Genomic DNA, 15,104 nt, shown 5'->3' with positions numbered 1-15,104 from the left:
GGCAATCCAACGCCAGGGGGCCGAATGTCCGAGACCACTGAGGTTGCTGGCAACGCGGCGGCTGCGCCGCCGCGCAACAGCGCCGCCGATGCCGAGGCCCGCGCCATCGCGGTTGCCGATACGGTCGCGCGCACTGCCGTCGAGCAGGCCGACCATGCCATGCGCCACTGGACCGACCCCACCGCGGGGCCGGTACGCATCGGCTCCGCGCAGCACCTGCAGATGTTCTGCAATATGCTGCTGCAGACCCACAACCCCTACAAACCCGCCGTGATCGACTGGCCGAAGCTGTCGCCGGAGGCCCTGCACCGCGTCACCTCGCTGCCGATCTGGGATATCGCCGTGCAGACCGAGGGCCGCGCCTCGATCCGAGTCAAGACCTTTGCCCAGACCGTCAGCGATCCGCTGCTGCGCATCGCGCTGGAAATGGACGGCGGCGAAGAGGCGCGCCACAAGGTGGTGCTGTCGAAGCTGGTCGAGGCCTACGGCATCGCGCTCGCGCCCGAGCCTGACTACCCGCCCCCGGACGATCCGGAATGGGGCTGGCTGGTTACCGGCTACAGCGAGTGCATCGACAGCTTCTTCGCCTTCGGCCTGTTCGCCGCGGCCAGGCGCTCCGGCTTCTTCCCCGCCGAGCTGGTCGAGACCTTCGAGCCGGTGATCCAGGAGGAAGGCCGGCATATCCTGTTCTTCGTCAACTGGGCCGCCTGGTACCGGCGCACCCTGCCGTGGTGGCGCCGTCCGCTGTTTGCGCTGAAGGTGGCGCGGGTGTGGGCCTTCCTGGTCTGGGAGCGCATCGGCATCGCGCGCGGCATCGACACCGACGGCGTGGCCCAGGACGCCAACTTCACCATGAACGGCTCGGCGGCGCTGGGCGAAGCCCTGACGCCGGGCGCGATGATCGACCTGTGCCTGGCCGAGAACGACCGGCGCATGGCCGGCTACGACGCGCGCCTGCTGCGCCCGGAAACCGTGCCGCGGCTGGCCCGGCTGGCGCGGCGCTTCGTCAAGTAGGGCCGGCCCATGCACCTTGCGTTGGCATTGTCGCTGCTGTCGCTGGCGGTCTGGCTGGTGCTGATCTTTGCCCGCGCGGGCTTCTGGCGCGTGCGCAAGCCGGCTGCCGCACCGGATCCCGCAGCCTGGCCGGAGGTGGTCGCGGTCATCCCCGCCCGCAACGAGGCCGACGTGATCGGCCGCGCCGTGGCCGGCGTGCTGGGCCAGCGCTACCGGGGCCGGCTGGCGCTGGTGGTGGTGGACGACCACAGCCAGGACGGCACCGCCGATATCGCCCGCGCCGCCGCCGCGGCCACCGCGCGCCCGCGGGGGCTGACCGTGATCGGCGCTCGCGAGCTGCCGGCCGGCTGGAGCGGCAAGGTCTGGGCGCAGTCCGAAGGATTGGCCGCGGCCGACCGCATCGCCCCGCAGGCCCGCTACGTCTGGCTGACCGATGCCGATATCTGGCACGGCCCCGGCGTGCTGGCCGGTCTGGTGGCGCGCGCCGAGCACGAACGGCGCGACCTGGTCTCGCTGATGGTCCGGCTGCGCTGCGAATCCGCCTGGGAACGGCTGATCGTGCCGGCCTTTGTCTTCTTCTTCGCCAAGCTCTACCCCTTCGCCCGCGTGCGCGATGCCCGCTGCCGCGTGGCGGCCGCGGCCGGGGGCTGCATGCTGGCCAGCCGCGCGGCGCTGGCGCGCATTGGCGGCTTTGCCGCCATCCGCGGCGAGCTGATCGACGACTGCAGCCTGGCCGCGCGCATCAAGCCCGGCGGCGCGATCCGGCTGGACCTGGCCGACGACAGCGTGTCGTTGCGGCCCTACAACGACTGGCGCAGCCTGTGGGACATGATCGCGCGCAGCGCCTACACCCAGCTGCGCTACTCGCCGCCGCTGCTGGCCGGCGCGGTGGCGGGCATGGTGCTGACCTACCTGGTGCCGCCGGTGCTGGCGCTCGGCTGGCGGCTGTGGCCGGCATGGCTGGCCTGGGGCGCGATGACCCTGGCCTACCTGCCGATGCTGCGCGAATACCGGCAGCCGGCGTGGCTGGCGCCGCTGCTGCCGGTCACGGCGCTGTTCTACCTGGGGGCAACCATCGACTCGGCACGGCGCTACTGGCTGCGGCGCGGCGGGCAGTGGAAGGGCCGGGCGCAGGCGCCGGTGCAGTCCTGAGCGCTCCCTGCCAGCTTAGCGCTTGTCGAGATACCCCTGCGCCCGGAACCACTCCAGCGCGTCCCGCAAACCCTCCTGGTATGGCCGCGGCTGATAGCCCAGCACCTTGCGCGCCTTGTCTGATGTAAAGAACATCCGGTACCGGGACATATTGAGTCCATCTACAGTGATGAACGGCTCCTTGCCGGTAAAGCGTGCCGCCGCCTCCGCCCCGTACGCCAGCGGGTACAGCGGCCAGCGCGGCAGCTGCATGGTCGGCGGGCGCCGGCCGCACAGCTGCGCGATGTCACGCAGCATCTGCTGCAGCATCACGTCCTGGCCGCCCAGGATGTAGCGCTCGCCGGCCTGGCCGCGTTCCAGCGCCAGGAAATGCCCTTCGGCCACGTCATCCACATGCGCCAGGTTCAGGCCGGTATCGACAAAGGCGGGGATCTTGCCCGTGGCCGCCTCGACGATGATGCGCCCGGTCGGCGTCGGCCGCACGTCGCGCGGGCCGATCGGAGTGGACGGGTTGACGATGACCGCCGGCAGGCCGCGCTCGGCCACCAGTTTTTCGACCACGCGCTCGGCCAGCACCTTGCTGCGCTTGTAGGCGCCGATGGCCTCGTGCGGGCGCAGCGCCGCGGTCTCGTCCACCGGCGCCCGCGCGCCGGCCACGCGCAGCGTCGCCACGCTGCTGGTATAGACCACCCGCTCGACGCCGGCCTGCTGCGCGGCCTCCATCACGGCCAGGGTGCCGTCGACGTTAGTGCGCACGATCTCCTCGGGGTCCGGCGCCCACAGCCGGTAGTCGGCGGCCACATGGAACAGGTAGCGCACGCCCTGCAGCGCGGCAGCCACCGCGCCGGCGTCGCGCATGTCGCCTTCCGCCACGCTCACCGGCAGCCCGGCCAAGTTGGCGCGCGGGCTTTGCGGGCGCACCAGCACGCGCACCCGGAAGCCGCGTGCCAGCGCCCTGCGCGCCACCGCCGAGCCCAGAAAGCCCGAGGCGCCTGTCACCAGCACGTCATCGTTTTTCGTCATAAACCCGTTTTCCCGTGAGGCGGAGTCGCCCCGGGCCAGCCTCGCGCTGGCCAAGGCGACTCCAGACAAAGCCGGCGTGTCGGGTATATAGTAACCACCGTGCGACGGAAATGTGATCTGCGGTGGATCTCCGGTGGATGCCGGTGCATTTCCTGTCCCGCCATCCCAAACACTGAAACCCGTTGCAAAGGGTCGGGGGGCTTACTCTATGCAGGTGATTCTTGCTCAGCCCCGGGGCTTCTGCGCTGGCGTGGTGCGCGCGATCGAGATCGTCGACCGCGCCCTCGTCAAGCATGGCGCCCCGGTGTTCGTGCGGCATGAGATCGTGCACAACAAGCACGTCGTAGAGGGACTGAAGGACAAGGGGGCGCGCTTCGTCGAAGAACTGGACGAAGTCCCGACCGGCGCCGTGACGATCTTCAGCGCGCACGGGGTCTCGCGCGAGGTCATCGCCGATGCCAGCCAGCGCCAGTTGCATGCCATCGACGCCACCTGCCCGCTGGTGATCAAGGTCCATACCCAGGGCCGCCAGTACGCGGCCAGCGGCCGCACCGTGATCCTGATCGGCCATGCCGGCCACCCGGAAGTGGAAGGCACCATGGGCCAGATCCCGGGCAAGGTGATCCTGGTGCAGAACGAGGCCGAGGTCGCGCAGCTGGACCTGCCCGCCGACACCCCGGTCGCCTATGTCACGCAGACCACGCTGAGCGTGGACGACACCCGCAATATCATCGCCGCGCTCGGGCGCCGCTTCAGCAACCTGGTCGGTCCCGATACGCGCGATATCTGCTACGCCACGCAGAACCGCCAGAGCGCGGTGCGCGACCTGTGCAAGCTGGCCGACGTGATCCTGGTGATCGGCGCGACCAACAGCTCCAACTCCAACCGCCTGCGCGAGATCGGCACTGAAAGCGGCGTGCCCAGCTACCTGATCGCCGAAGGCGCCGAGCTGGACCCCGCCTGGGTGCGCGACGCCAACGTGGTGGGCATCACCGCCGGCGCCTCCGCCCCCGAGGAAATGGTCGAGGACGTGATCAACGCGCTGCGCCGGCTGGGCCCGGTGGATGTCACCACCATGGCCGGGCGCGAGGAACATGCCGAGTTCCGGCTGCCGCCCGAACTGGCCGACGTAAAGCCGCAATCGGCCCCGCGCAAGGCCGGCAAGGAACCCGCCGCAGTCGCGGCCGCACCGGCCACCGCCAACGAGAATATCGCCGGCTGAACCCAACCAGAGGAAGCTGCCTTGGCTATTCCGCTACTGCAGGTCGCCCGCGTGGGCGCCTACATCGTCGGCAAGCATCTGTCGCGACAGAAGCGCTATCCGCTTGCCCTGATGCTGGAACCGCTGTTCCGCTGCAACCTGGCGTGCTCAGGCTGCGGCAAGATCGATTATCCGGATCCCATCCTGAACCAGCGCCTGTCGGTGCAGGAATGCCTGGAGGCGGTGGATGAATGCGGTGCCCCGGTGGTGTCCATCGCCGGCGGCGAGCCGCTGCTGCACAAGGACATGCCGCAGATCGTGCAAGGCATCATCGCGCGGCGCAAGTTCGTCTACCTGTGCACCAATGCGCTGCTGATGGAAAAGAAGCTGGACCAGTACCAGCCCAGCCCGTATTTCATCTGGTCGGTGCACCTGGACGGCGACCGCGAGATGCATGACCGCTCGGTGTGCCAGGAAGGCGTGTACGACCGCTGCGTCGAGGCAATCCGGCTGGCCAAGCAACGGGGGTTCCGCGTCAATATCAACTGCACGCTGTTCAACGATGCCCAGCCCGAGCGCGTGGCGAAGTTCTTCGACTCGGTCAAGGCGCTGGGCGTGGACGGCATCACCGTGTCGCCTGGCTATGCCTATGAACGCGCGCCGGACCAGCAGCACTTCCTGAACCGCGGCAAGACCCGCCAGCTGTTTCGCGACATCCTCAGCCGCGGCCGCGCCGGCAAGAACTGGGCCTTCAGCCAGTCGACGCTGTTCCTGGACTTCCTGGCCGGCAACCAGACCTACCACTGCACCCCGTGGGGCAACCCGGCGCGCACCGTATTCGGCTGGCAGCGTCCGTGCTACCTGGTGGGCGAGGGCTATGCCGCCACCTTCCGCGAGCTGATGGAAGAAACCGACTGGGACGCCTACGGCACCGGCAACTACGAGAAGTGCGCCGACTGCATGGTCCACAGCGGCTATGAGGCCACCGCCGTGGCCGACACCTTTGCCCATCCGCTCAAGGCGCTGGGCGTGAGCCTGCGCGGCGTGCGCACCAGCGGGCCGATGGCGCCCGATATTGCGCTGGACCGGCAGCGGCCGGCGGAATACGTGTTCTCGCGCCACGTCGAGATCAAGCTCGAGGAAATCCAGCGCGCGAAACCGCGCGCCAACCGGCCGCGGCCGGCCGAGGCCAACGCCGCGGCCACGCACTGACCGCACTACCGATGGCCGCGGAACTTGCCGCCACCCTCCCAGGCGCTGCGCTGACCTGCGTGTCGGCGGCCTATGCGCTGGCCGCGGCCTGGCTGTCGCATCGCGCGCCGGCGGCAAGCGGCGGCACCGCGACGACGCCGGTCAGCGTGCTCAAGCCGCTGTGCGGCGCCGAGCCCCGGCTGTACGAGAACCTGGCCACGCTGTGCCGGCAGCGGCATCCGTCGTTCCAGCTGGTATTCGGCGTGCATGCCGCGGACGATCCCGCCATCGCCGTGGTCGAACGGCTGCGCCGCGACTTCCCGGCGTGCGACATCGCGCTGGTGGTCGATCCGCAAGTGCACGGCACCAACCTGAAAGTCAGCAACCTGGTCAACCTGTTCGCACAAGCGAAGCACGATGTGCTGGTGATCGCCGACAGCGATATCGCCGTGCCGCCCGACTACCTGGCGCGCGTGACCGCGCCGCTGGCCGACGCCGGCGTGGGCGTGGTCACCTGCCTCTACCGCGGCAATCCGACTGGCGGGCGGTGGTCGCGCATCGGCGCGCAGTTCATCAACGACTGGTTCGCGCCGTCGGTGCGCATCGCCCACGCGGGCGGCTCGCAACGCTTTGCCTTTGGCGCGACGATTGCGCTGCGGCGGGATGCGCTGGTTTCGGTCGGCGGGTTCGAGGTATTGGCGGACCGGCTGGCGGATGACTTCTGGCTGGGCGAGCTGACGCGGCGACAAGGGTTGCGCACGGTGCTGTCAGACGTGGTGGTCAGCACCGATGTCACCGAGGAACACTTTGCCGACCTTTGGCGGCATGAGGTGCGCTGGCTGCGCACGATAAGGTCGCTCAATCCGCTGGGTTTTGCCTTCACCTTTATTACCTTCACCTGGCCGATGCTGGTGCTGGGCGTATTGCTGGCGCCGCTCCCTGCTGTTCTTGCCCTGGCGACCCTCGGCGTGATCGCGCGCAGCATGATGGCGGGCAGCGTGGCCGCTGCGTTGCGCGCGCCGTTGCGCGATGCGATGCTGCTGGCCGGCTGGGCCGTTGCGCTGACGGGCAAGCGCGTGCGGTGGCGCGAGCAGGTGCTGCCGGTACATGATGGGCAGCACTCCGGGCGAGCGCCTGCCCTCTCCCCCGCCCCTCTCCCGCAAGCGGGCGAGGGGAGAAAACAGGCGGACGGGGAGCCGCCATCGCGTTATTCCGCACGCCGTCCTGCGGCAGCGTCCGTTGATGTGACGACGTTGAACGCAGCGGCGGTTCGCTCCCCTCTCCCACCTGCGGGAGAGGAGCCGGGGGAGAGGGCCGGCGTATCCACGAAGTCCCCACCCCCAACCCCACCCTTCACCGGCATCCATCCCCAGAGGCCGCAATGAAAAAAACCCTGTTCCTCCAGGCCCCTTCCTTCGACGGCTTCGACGGCGGCGCGGGCTCGCGCTACCAGGCCAAGCGCGAGATCAAGTCGTTCTGGTACCCGACCTGGCTGGCGCAGCCCGCCGCACTGGTGCCGGGCAGCCGCGTGCTCGACGCACCGGCCGACGGCCTGACCGTGCAGCAGACGCTGGATATCGCCGCGGACTATGAACTGGTCATCATCCACACCAGCACGCCCTCGTTCCCCACCGACGCCAAGTTCGCCGAGGAACTGAAGCAGCGCAAGCCGGACGTGATGATCGGCATGGTCGGCGCCAAGCCCGCAGTCGATCCGGGCGGCACGCTGGGTGCCAGCGAGGCCATCGACTTCGTCTGCCGCGAGGAGTTCGACTACACCTGCCAGGACGTGGCCGCGGGCAAGCCGCTCCAGGACATCCTGGGCCTGTCCTATCGCTTGCCGGACGGCTCGCTCGAACACAACGGGCAGCGCCCGATGATCGAGAACATGGACGAACTGCCCTTCGTGGCGCCGGTCTACCAGCGCGACCTGAAGATCGACAACTACTTCATCGGCTACCTGAAGCACCCCTATGTGTCGATCTACACCGGCCGCGGCTGCCGTTCGCGCTGCACCTTCTGCCTGTGGCCGCAGACCGTGGGCGGGCACCGCTACCGCACGCGCTCGGCCGAGAGCGTGATCGCCGAGGTCAAATGGATCAAGGAGAACATGCCCGAGGTCAAGGAGATCATGTTCGACGACGACACCTTCACCGACTTCAAGCCGCGCGTGGAAGAGATCGCGCGCGGGCTGGGCCAGCTGGGGGTGACGTGGTCCTGCAATGCCAAGGCCAACGTGCCGTACAGCACGCTCAAGATCATGAAGGAGAACGGCCTGCGCCTGCTGCTGGTGGGCTATGAGTCCGGCGACGACCAGATCCTGCTGAACATCAAGAAGGGCCTGCGCACGGACATTGCGCGCCGCTTCACCGAGGACTGCCGCAAGCTGGGCATCCAGATCCACGGCACCTTTATCCTGGGCCTGCCGGGCGAGACGCGCGAGACCATCGAGAAGACCATCGAGTACGCCAAGGAAATCAACCCGCACACCATCCAGGTGTCGCTGGCCGCGCCCTACCCCGGGACCACGCTGTACCGGCAGGCGGTGGAGAACGGCTGGCTCGAGGAAAACAAGGTCATCAACCTGGTCAACGACCAGGGCGTGCAGCTGGCCGCGATCAGCTATCCGCACCTGTCCAGGGAAGACATCTACCACGGCGTGGAGACCTTCTATAAGCGCTTCTACTTCCGCCCCGGCAAGATCTGGGAAATCGTGCGCGAGATGCTGGGCAGCTGGGACATGATGAAGCGGCGCCTGCGCGAAGGCGTGGAGTTCTTCCGCTTCCTGCGCTCGCACGAGGCCTGATCCTGGCCCACGCGCTTTCCTGTGCCTCGCAACGCGCGCTGATCGTCACCGCCGACGACTTCGGCCTGCACCCCGCCGTCAATGAGGCGGTGGAGCTGGCCCACCGCGACGGCGTGCTCAATGCCGCCAGCCTGATGGTGGGCGCGCCCGCCGTGGCGGATGCGGTCGAGCGCGCGCGCCGGCTGCCGTCGTTGCGCGTGGGGCTGCACGTGGTGCTGGCCGACGGCCCGGCCACGCTGCCGCGCGCGCGGATCCCCGACCTGGTCGACGCCGAAGCCCGCTTCGGCTCGGCCATGGCCCTGGACGGCTGCCGCTTCTTCTTCCTGCCGCGCGTGCGCCGCCAGCTGGCGGCGGAGATCCGCGCGCAGTTCGAAGCCTTTGCCGCCACCGGCCTGCCGCTTGACCACGTCAACACGCACAAGCATTTCCACCTGCACCCCACGGTGCTGTCGCTGATCCTGTCGATCGGGCGCGACTACGGCCTGCGCGCGATGCGCCTGCCGCGCGAGCAGGGCGCGCCGTTGCCGCTGCGCCCCTGGCTGGCGCTGCTGCGCCGGCGCCTGGACCGCGCCGGCATCGCGCACAATGACTACGTGGTCGGCATCGCGCGCAGCGGGCAGATGGACGAGGCAGCCCTGCTGCAGGCGCTGGCGCAGTTGCCCGCGGGCGTGGGCGAGATCTACCTGCATCCGGCCGTGGTCTCTGGCGAGGCCATTACCGCATCGATGCGCGGCTATCGCCACGCCGACGAGCTGGCCGCGCTGCTGTCGCCGCGCGTGCGCGCCGCGCTGGAGCGCGCGGCCAACCGGCGCGGCGGCTTTGCCGACGTGCTGGTGCCCTGATTGTTCAAGATGAAACGCATTGCTTACCTGACCGGCCTGATCGGGCTGCTGGCGCTCACCGCACTGGTGATCCACCAAGGCGCCAGCGACATCGCCGCCATCGTGGCGCAGGGCGGCTGGCTGCTGCTGTTGCTGGTGCCCCTGCATGCACTGCCGCTGCTGCTCGATGCGCAAGGCTGGCGCGTCCTGCTGACCTCGGCCGACCCCGAGGAGAAGGCGGGGCTCGGTTTCCTGTGGTGGGTCGCCACGGTGCGCGAAGCGGTCAACCGCCTGCTGCCGACGGTGGGGGTCGGCGGTGAACTGGTCGGCATCCGCCTGACGCGGCTGCGCATCCGCGACACCACCGCCGTCACCGCCAGCATCGTGGTTGAAGTGATGCTGACACTGTTCTCGCAGTACCTGTTCTCGGCCATGGGGGTGCTGCTGCTGGTGGCCGCGCTGCAGGACAGCGGCGGGGCCTGGATCATCCTGGCCGGGCTGCTGCTGTCATTGCCGGTGCCGGTGCTGTTCGCGCTGTCGCTGCGGCACACCGCGATCTTCGAGAAACTGGAAGGCGCGGCGCGCAAGCTGTTTGGCGAAGATCACCGCATCGTCGCCTTGATCGACGGTGCGCGGCTCGATGCCCATATCCGCGCGCTCAACCGGCGCCGGCGCGAGCTGCTGGCGGCACTGGGCTGGCAACTGGCAGGGCTGGTCAGCGGCACGCTGGAGATCTGGCTGGCGCTGATGCTGCTGGGCCATCCGGTGCCGGTCTGGCAGGCGCTGGCGATCGAATCGCTGACCCAGGCCGCGCGCCACGTGGCCTTCTTCGTGCCGGCCGGGCTGGGCGTGCAGGAAGCGGTGGTGATGCTGCTGGGGCAGGTGCTGGGGATGGATGCGCAGGTCTCGCTGGCGCTGGCGCTGGTCAAGCGCGCGCGCGAGATCCTGTTCGGCGTGCCCGCGCTGCTGTCATGGCAATGGGTGGAGCTGCGCCACTGGCGGCGCAGCCGGCACACGGGCCACGCCTCGCCCTGATGGCGTGCGGCGCTCAGGCGTCAGACGCCTGGCGCGCGTTATGGGTGGTCAGGTACTTCACCAGCCCGTCGACCCCGCTGCGCGCGACGATGTCCGCAAACTGCTTGCGATACACCTCGATCAGCCACGCCCCCATCATATTGATGTCATAGATCTTCCAGCCGTTGGCTGTGCGCTGCAGCCGGTAATCGATCTGCATCTCGTCGGCATTGTTGATCACACGCGTCTGCACCACCACATCGGTGGCGCCGCTGCCGGACTTGACCGGCTGGTAGCGGAACTTGACGCTCTGCTCGCGCAGTTGCGCCAGCGACACCGCATAGCTGCGCACGAGCAGCATCTGGAACTGCTCATGGAGCTGTTGCTGCTGCTCCGGCGTGGCCGTGCGCCAGGCACTGCCCAGCGCCAGCCGCGTGGTGCGCTGGAAATCCGTGTAGGGCAGGAACTGCTTCTGCACCACCGCGGTAATCTTGGCGAGGTCGCCGGCGCGGGTGTCGGGATTGGACTGGATGGTGCCGATCACGCCCTCCACCGCGGCCTGCACCAGCCGCTCGGGGCTGGCGCGCAGGTCGCCGGGCTGGACTGCCTGGGCGTGCGCTACGGAAACCATGGCCACCGCCGCAAGCGGCGCCAGGGGAAGCAAACCGTGAATCGTCATCGATATGAGAACCAGGAAGGACGGTGAAGCGGCGCCGGCGCTGCAGCGCCGATGCCAGGCTGACAGTTTATAGCGGATCGGCCTGAATCGCGGATGCCCGGGCCGCGCATGCCGCATGCGCCACGCTGCCAGCCGATATACTCGCGGTTCGTGCTCCTTCCGGATCCGCCCATGCTGACTTCGCTGCTGACACGCATTGTCCGGCTTGCCACTGCCTGGCCGTGGCGCGTCATCATCCTGGCGGCATTGCTGACCGCCGTCAGCGGCGTCTACGTGGCCCGCAACTTTGCGATCAACACCGACATCGGCCGCCTGCTGGAATCCGACGCCCCCTGGGCGGTGCGCGATGCCGCCATCGGCGACGCCTTTCCCCAGCGCAACCAGTTGATCCTGGCGGTGGTGCAGGCGCCCGCGACCGAGCTGGCCGATGCCGCCGCCGACGCGCTGGCCGAGGCGCTGCGCCGCCAGCCGGCACGCTTCACCGCGGTCAGCCAGCCCGGCGGCGGTGCGTTCTTCGCGCGCAACGGATTGCTGTTCGCCAACACCGATGAAGTGCGCCAGCTCACGCAACAGCTGATGCAGGCGCGCCCGCTCGTCAACGCGCTCGCGCATGACCCGACCCTGCGCGGCCTGTCCGATCTCCTCGCCACCACGCTGGCGCTGCCGCTGCAGATGGGGCAGGTAAAGCTGGGCGACATGGCCAGGCTGCTGGGCAGCAGTGCACGCACACTAGACCAGGTGCTGGCCGGCAAGCCCGTCGCGCTGTCCTGGGCAGGGCTGCTCGACGACAGCCTCAAGCCCGGGCCCGATGGCCAGGTCTACAGCTACATCGCGCTCAGCCCCGTGCTGGACTACAGCGACCTGCAGGCCGGGGCCGCCGCCTCGCGCGCGATCCGGCAGGCGGCGGCCGAGCTGCAGCTGGCGCAGCGCTACCAGGCCACGGTGCGGCTGACCGGCCCGCAGGCGCTGGCCGACGATGAATTCGCCTCGGTCAGCGACGGCGCCGTGCTCAACGGCGTGCTGACGGTGCTGGTGGTGGTGCTGATCCTGTGGCTGGCCTTGCGCTCGGCGCGGCTGATCGTTGCGGTGCTGGCCAGCCTGTTTGCCGGGCTGCTCCTCACCGCCGCGCTGGGGCTGGCCATGGTTGGCGCGCTGAACATGATCTCGGTGGCGTTCGCGGTGCTGTTCGTCGGGCTGGGGGTGGACTTCGGCATCCAGTTCGGCGTGCGCTACCGCGCCGAGCGCCATGACCGCGACCATATCGTCGAAGCGCTGGGGCTGGCCGCGCGCGCGGTGGGCGCTCCGCTGGCGCTGGCGGCCGCGGCCACGGCGGCGGCGTTCTTCTGCTTCCTGCCCACCGACTACCGCGGCGTGGCCGAGCTGGGGCTGATCGCCGGCGTGGGCATGATGGTGGCATTCGCCACCACCTTCACGCTGCTGCCGGCGCTGATCTGCGTGCTCAAGCCCGGCGGCGAGCCCGAGGCGCCGGGCTTCGCGTGGCTGGCGCCCGCGGACCGGTTCTTCGACCGCTATCGCAAGCCGGTGCTGCTGGTCACCCTGCTCGCGATCCTGGCAGGCGCGCCGCTGCTGCCGCACCTGCGCTTTGACTTCGACCCGCTGCACCTGAAGGACCCCAGGTCCGAATCGATGGCCACGCTGCTGGCGCTCAAGGACGCGCCGCAGGCCGGCACCGACGATGTCAGCGTGCTGGCGCCTTCGCTGCCGGCCGCGCGCGATCTGGCCGGCAAGCTGGCGGCGCTGCCCGAGGTGGCGCGCGCGGTCACGCTGCAGACTTTCATCCCCGCAGACCAGCCGCCCAAGCTGCAGGCCATCGGCCAGGCCTCGGCCGCGCTGATGCCGGCGCTGACGCAGCCCACCGCCACGCCCGCCACCGACAGCGCGCGCGTCAGTGCGCTGCGCAATGCCGCGCGGCAGCTGGCCATCGCCGCCGACGAGCATCCCGGTCCGGGCGCGGCCGAAGCCGCGCACCTGTCCGCCACGCTGAAGCAGCTGGCGGCCGCCGACGCCGCCACGCGCGACCGCGCCGAGCGCGCCATCGCCGTGCCGCTGCAGCTGGCGCTGGCACGGCTGAAGCTGGCGCTGGGCCCGCAACCCGTCAGCGAGCAGACGCTGCCGCCCGAACTGGTGCGCGACTGGATCACGCCGGACGGGCGCGCGCTGGTCAACGTCAGCCCGAAGCTGCCGCCGCCCGCCAGCGCACAGCGCGAGGCCGCGCTGGACCGCTTCATCACCGCGGTGCAGCGCGTGGAGCCGACCGCCACCGGCGGGCCGATCGCGATCCGCGGCTCGGCCGATACCATCATGGCCGCCTTTGCGCAGGCCGGCATCTGGGCGGTGGTGTCGATCACCATCCTGCTATGGATCACGCTGCGCCGCTTCGGCGATGTGCTGCGCACGCTGATACCGCTGCTGGTTTCGGCCATCGTCACGCTGGAATTGTGCGTGCTGTTCGGCATTGCGCTGAACTTTGCCAACGTGATCGCGCTGCCGCTGCTGCTGGGCGTGGGCGTCGCGTTCAAGATCTACTACGTGATTGCCTGGCGGCACGGCAAGACCCAGCTGCTGCAGTCCAGCCTGACGCACGCCGTGCTGTACAGCGCGGCCACCACCGCCACCGCTTTCGGCAGCCTGTGGCTGTCGCAGCATCCCGGCACCGCCAGCATGGGCAAGCTGCTGGCGCTGGCACTGGCGTGCACGCTGGTCGGCGCGGTGTTCTTCCAGCCGATCCTGATGGGCCGCCCGCGCGAAGGCGCCCATCACAAACATGACAAGGCCGCCCGGTCATAATCACAAACCCGATGCGGCCGACCCCGACCCCCTTCGTACAATGCCTTTACGCCAGCGCGCTACATCCGTTGCCACCACCGCCATTGCCGCCGCCCTGCTCGCCGGCTGCGCCACCGGCCCACAAGCCAGTCCCGACGATCCGCTCGAGCCGATGAACCGCGCGGTCTTCACCGTCAACGACAAGCTCGACCAGTACGTGGCCGTGCCGGTGGCCAAGGGCTACAAGGCGGTCACGCCGGAGCCGGTGCGCACCGCGGTCACCAATTTCTATTCGAACATCGCGGACATCGGCAACTTTGCCAACAACCTGCTGCAGGGCAAGGGCGTTGAGGCAGCGGAGAGCTTCATGCGGGTCGCGATCAATTCCGTGCTGGGTATCGGCGGACTGATCGACATCGCCACGCCCGCCGGGCTGCAGAAGCATTCGCAGGATTTCGGCCTGACGCTGGGCACGTGGGGCGTGCCGTCCGGACCCTACCTGGTGCTGCCGCTGTTCGGCCCCAGCTCATTCCGCGACGGCGTGGGCCTGTATGTGAATTTCCAGTTCGACCCGACCACCTATGCCGAGCCGGCGGTGCGCAATTCGCTGTTCGGGATGAACGTGGTGGACGTGCGCACCAACCTGCTGGGCGCCACCGACCTGCTGAAGCTGGCGGCGCTGGACAAGTACGCCTTTGTGCGCGATGCCTACCTGCAGCGGCGCCGCTACCTGCTGGGAGAGAACACGTCGCTGCCGGACTACGACGAAGACGACGACGACAGCACGGCCGCAGCACCCGCCGCGGAGGCGCCGGCGGGCACGCCTGCGCCCGCGCAGCCGCAGGCGCCGCGCTGACGCGGGGTCTTAGCCGCCGATCCCCAGCAGCACCACCTCGAAGGTAAGCGTGGCGTTCGGCGGAATCGTGCCCGGCACGCCGCGCGCGCCGTAGGCCGTGGCCGGCGGGCAGGTCAGCTTGGCCTTGCCGCCCACCTGCATCGCCTGCACCCCTTCGGTCCAGCACGGGATCACGCGGTTGAGCGGGAACGAGATCGGCTGGCCGCGCTTGTACGAGCTGTCAAACTCGGTGCCGTCGGCCAGCGTGCCGCGGTAGTGGACCTGCACCGAGTCGGTGGCCTTGGGCGAGGCGCCATTGCCCTTGATCAGGTGCTGGATGGTCATGCCCGACGCCAGCGTCTGCGGCGCCGCAGCGGGTGCGGCCGGGGCCGAGGCGGCCGGGGCGGCAGCGGAGGCGGCGCAGGCCAAGGTCAGGGTGCCGAGGAAAAGCGCAAGTGTTTTCATGGGAAACCTGGTCGTGAGGTCGTGATTGGGGATGCGGCAGTTTAACCGACACACGGCAACGATATGGCGGCAGCGGCATATAGCGCACAACGCACCCCGGCCGTGCGCCTTGCGGC

The 15,104-nt window shown here is 69.4% G+C and carries 12 protein-coding genes and 1 pseudogene; 10 read left to right on the top strand and 3 right to left on the bottom strand.

Annotated elements, in window-relative coordinates; translation table 11 throughout:
* Nucleotides 1-24 precede the first annotated feature (24 nt).
* On the top strand, nt 25-1,014 hold the full coding sequence (locus tag AC1Q6V_RS11505; RefSeq protein ID WP_011617686.1) for a hypothetical protein: 990 nt from the start codon (nt 25-27) through the stop codon (nt 1,012-1,014).
* A 9-nt stretch (nt 1,015-1,023) separates the two neighbouring features.
* Nucleotides 1,024-2,166, top strand: a complete 1,143-nt coding sequence (locus AC1Q6V_RS11500) for a glycosyltransferase (RefSeq protein WP_454751059.1) — start codon at nt 1,024-1,026, stop codon at nt 2,164-2,166.
* 15 nt (nt 2,167-2,181) lie between these two features.
* On the opposite strand, the gene hpnA is transcribed toward AC1Q6V_RS11500, so the two are convergent.
* A complete protein-coding gene (gene hpnA / locus AC1Q6V_RS11495) occupies nt 2,182-3,189 on the bottom strand; it encodes a hopanoid-associated sugar epimerase (RefSeq protein WP_010810968.1) in 1,008 nt (335 codons plus the stop codon).
* A 208-nt stretch (nt 3,190-3,397) separates the two neighbouring features.
* Here hpnA and ispH point away from each other — a divergent pair, with 208 nt between their 5' ends.
* From ispH to AC1Q6V_RS11465, 6 genes and pseudogenes are all read left to right on the top strand, one after another.
* The gene (ispH, locus tag AC1Q6V_RS11490) at nt 3,398-4,411 is read left to right on the top strand and encodes a 4-hydroxy-3-methylbut-2-enyl diphosphate reductase (RefSeq protein ID WP_010810967.1); all 1,014 of its coding nucleotides are present in this window, start codon (nt 3,398-3,400) and stop codon (nt 4,409-4,411) included.
* A gap of 21 nt (nt 4,412-4,432) precedes the next feature.
* Nucleotides 4,433-5,602 carry an adenosyl-hopene transferase HpnH gene (gene hpnH, locus AC1Q6V_RS11485; protein WP_010810966.1) on the top strand — a complete coding sequence of 390 codons (1,170 nt, stop codon included), beginning with the start codon at nt 4,433-4,435 and terminating at the stop codon, nt 5,600-5,602.
* Nucleotides 5,603-5,613: 11 nt separating this feature from the next.
* A pseudogene (gene hpnI, locus AC1Q6V_RS11480) lies at nt 5,614-6,696 on the top strand (bacteriohopanetetrol glucosamine biosynthesis glycosyltransferase HpnI); the annotation flags it as partial.
* 266 nt (nt 6,697-6,962) lie between these two features.
* Nucleotides 6,963-8,387: a hopanoid biosynthesis associated radical SAM protein HpnJ gene (gene hpnJ / locus AC1Q6V_RS11475; protein ID WP_010810964.1), complete on the top strand. Its 1,425-nt coding sequence runs from the start codon at nt 6,963-6,965 to the stop codon at nt 8,385-8,387.
* 38 nt (nt 8,388-8,425) lie between these two features.
* Nucleotides 8,426-9,229, top strand: a complete 804-nt coding sequence (gene hpnK / locus AC1Q6V_RS11470) for a hopanoid biosynthesis-associated protein HpnK (protein ID WP_081050141.1) — start codon at nt 8,426-8,428, stop codon at nt 9,227-9,229.
* A gap of 9 nt (nt 9,230-9,238) precedes the next feature.
* Nucleotides 9,239-10,243 (top strand): lysylphosphatidylglycerol synthase domain-containing protein, encoded by a 1,005-nt coding sequence (locus AC1Q6V_RS11465; protein WP_037024770.1) that lies wholly within the window; start codon nt 9,239-9,241, stop codon nt 10,241-10,243.
* A 13-nt stretch (nt 10,244-10,256) separates the two neighbouring features.
* On the opposite strand, the gene AC1Q6V_RS11460 is transcribed toward AC1Q6V_RS11465, so the two are convergent.
* The gene (locus tag AC1Q6V_RS11460) at nt 10,257-10,901 is read right to left on the bottom strand and encodes an MlaC/ttg2D family ABC transporter substrate-binding protein (protein WP_011617691.1); all 645 of its coding nucleotides are present in this window, start codon (nt 10,899-10,901) and stop codon (nt 10,257-10,259) included.
* 171 nt (nt 10,902-11,072) lie between these two features.
* Between AC1Q6V_RS11460 and hpnN the strand changes: the two genes are divergently transcribed.
* The gene (gene hpnN / locus AC1Q6V_RS11455) at nt 11,073-13,709 is read left to right on the top strand and encodes a hopanoid transporter HpnN (RefSeq protein WP_454751058.1); all 2,637 of its coding nucleotides are present in this window, start codon (nt 11,073-11,075) and stop codon (nt 13,707-13,709) included.
* A gap of 40 nt (nt 13,710-13,749) precedes the next feature.
* Nucleotides 13,750-14,544: an MlaA family lipoprotein gene (locus AC1Q6V_RS11450; RefSeq protein ID WP_454751057.1), complete on the top strand. Its 795-nt coding sequence runs from the start codon at nt 13,750-13,752 to the stop codon at nt 14,542-14,544.
* Nucleotides 14,545-14,553: 9 nt separating this feature from the next.
* Here AC1Q6V_RS11450 and AC1Q6V_RS11445 read toward each other — a convergent pair whose 3' ends face one another.
* Nucleotides 14,554-14,988 (bottom strand): FKBP-type peptidyl-prolyl cis-trans isomerase, encoded by a 435-nt coding sequence (locus tag AC1Q6V_RS11445; protein ID WP_010810958.1) that lies wholly within the window; start codon nt 14,986-14,988, stop codon nt 14,554-14,556.
* Nucleotides 14,989-15,104 lie beyond the last annotated feature (116 nt).

This window comes from Cupriavidus sp. GW823-FHT07B10, from assembly GCF_058794355.1.
The sequence above is the reverse complement of the archived record's forward strand: the minus strand, read 5'-3'. Positions and strand labels throughout refer to the sequence as shown.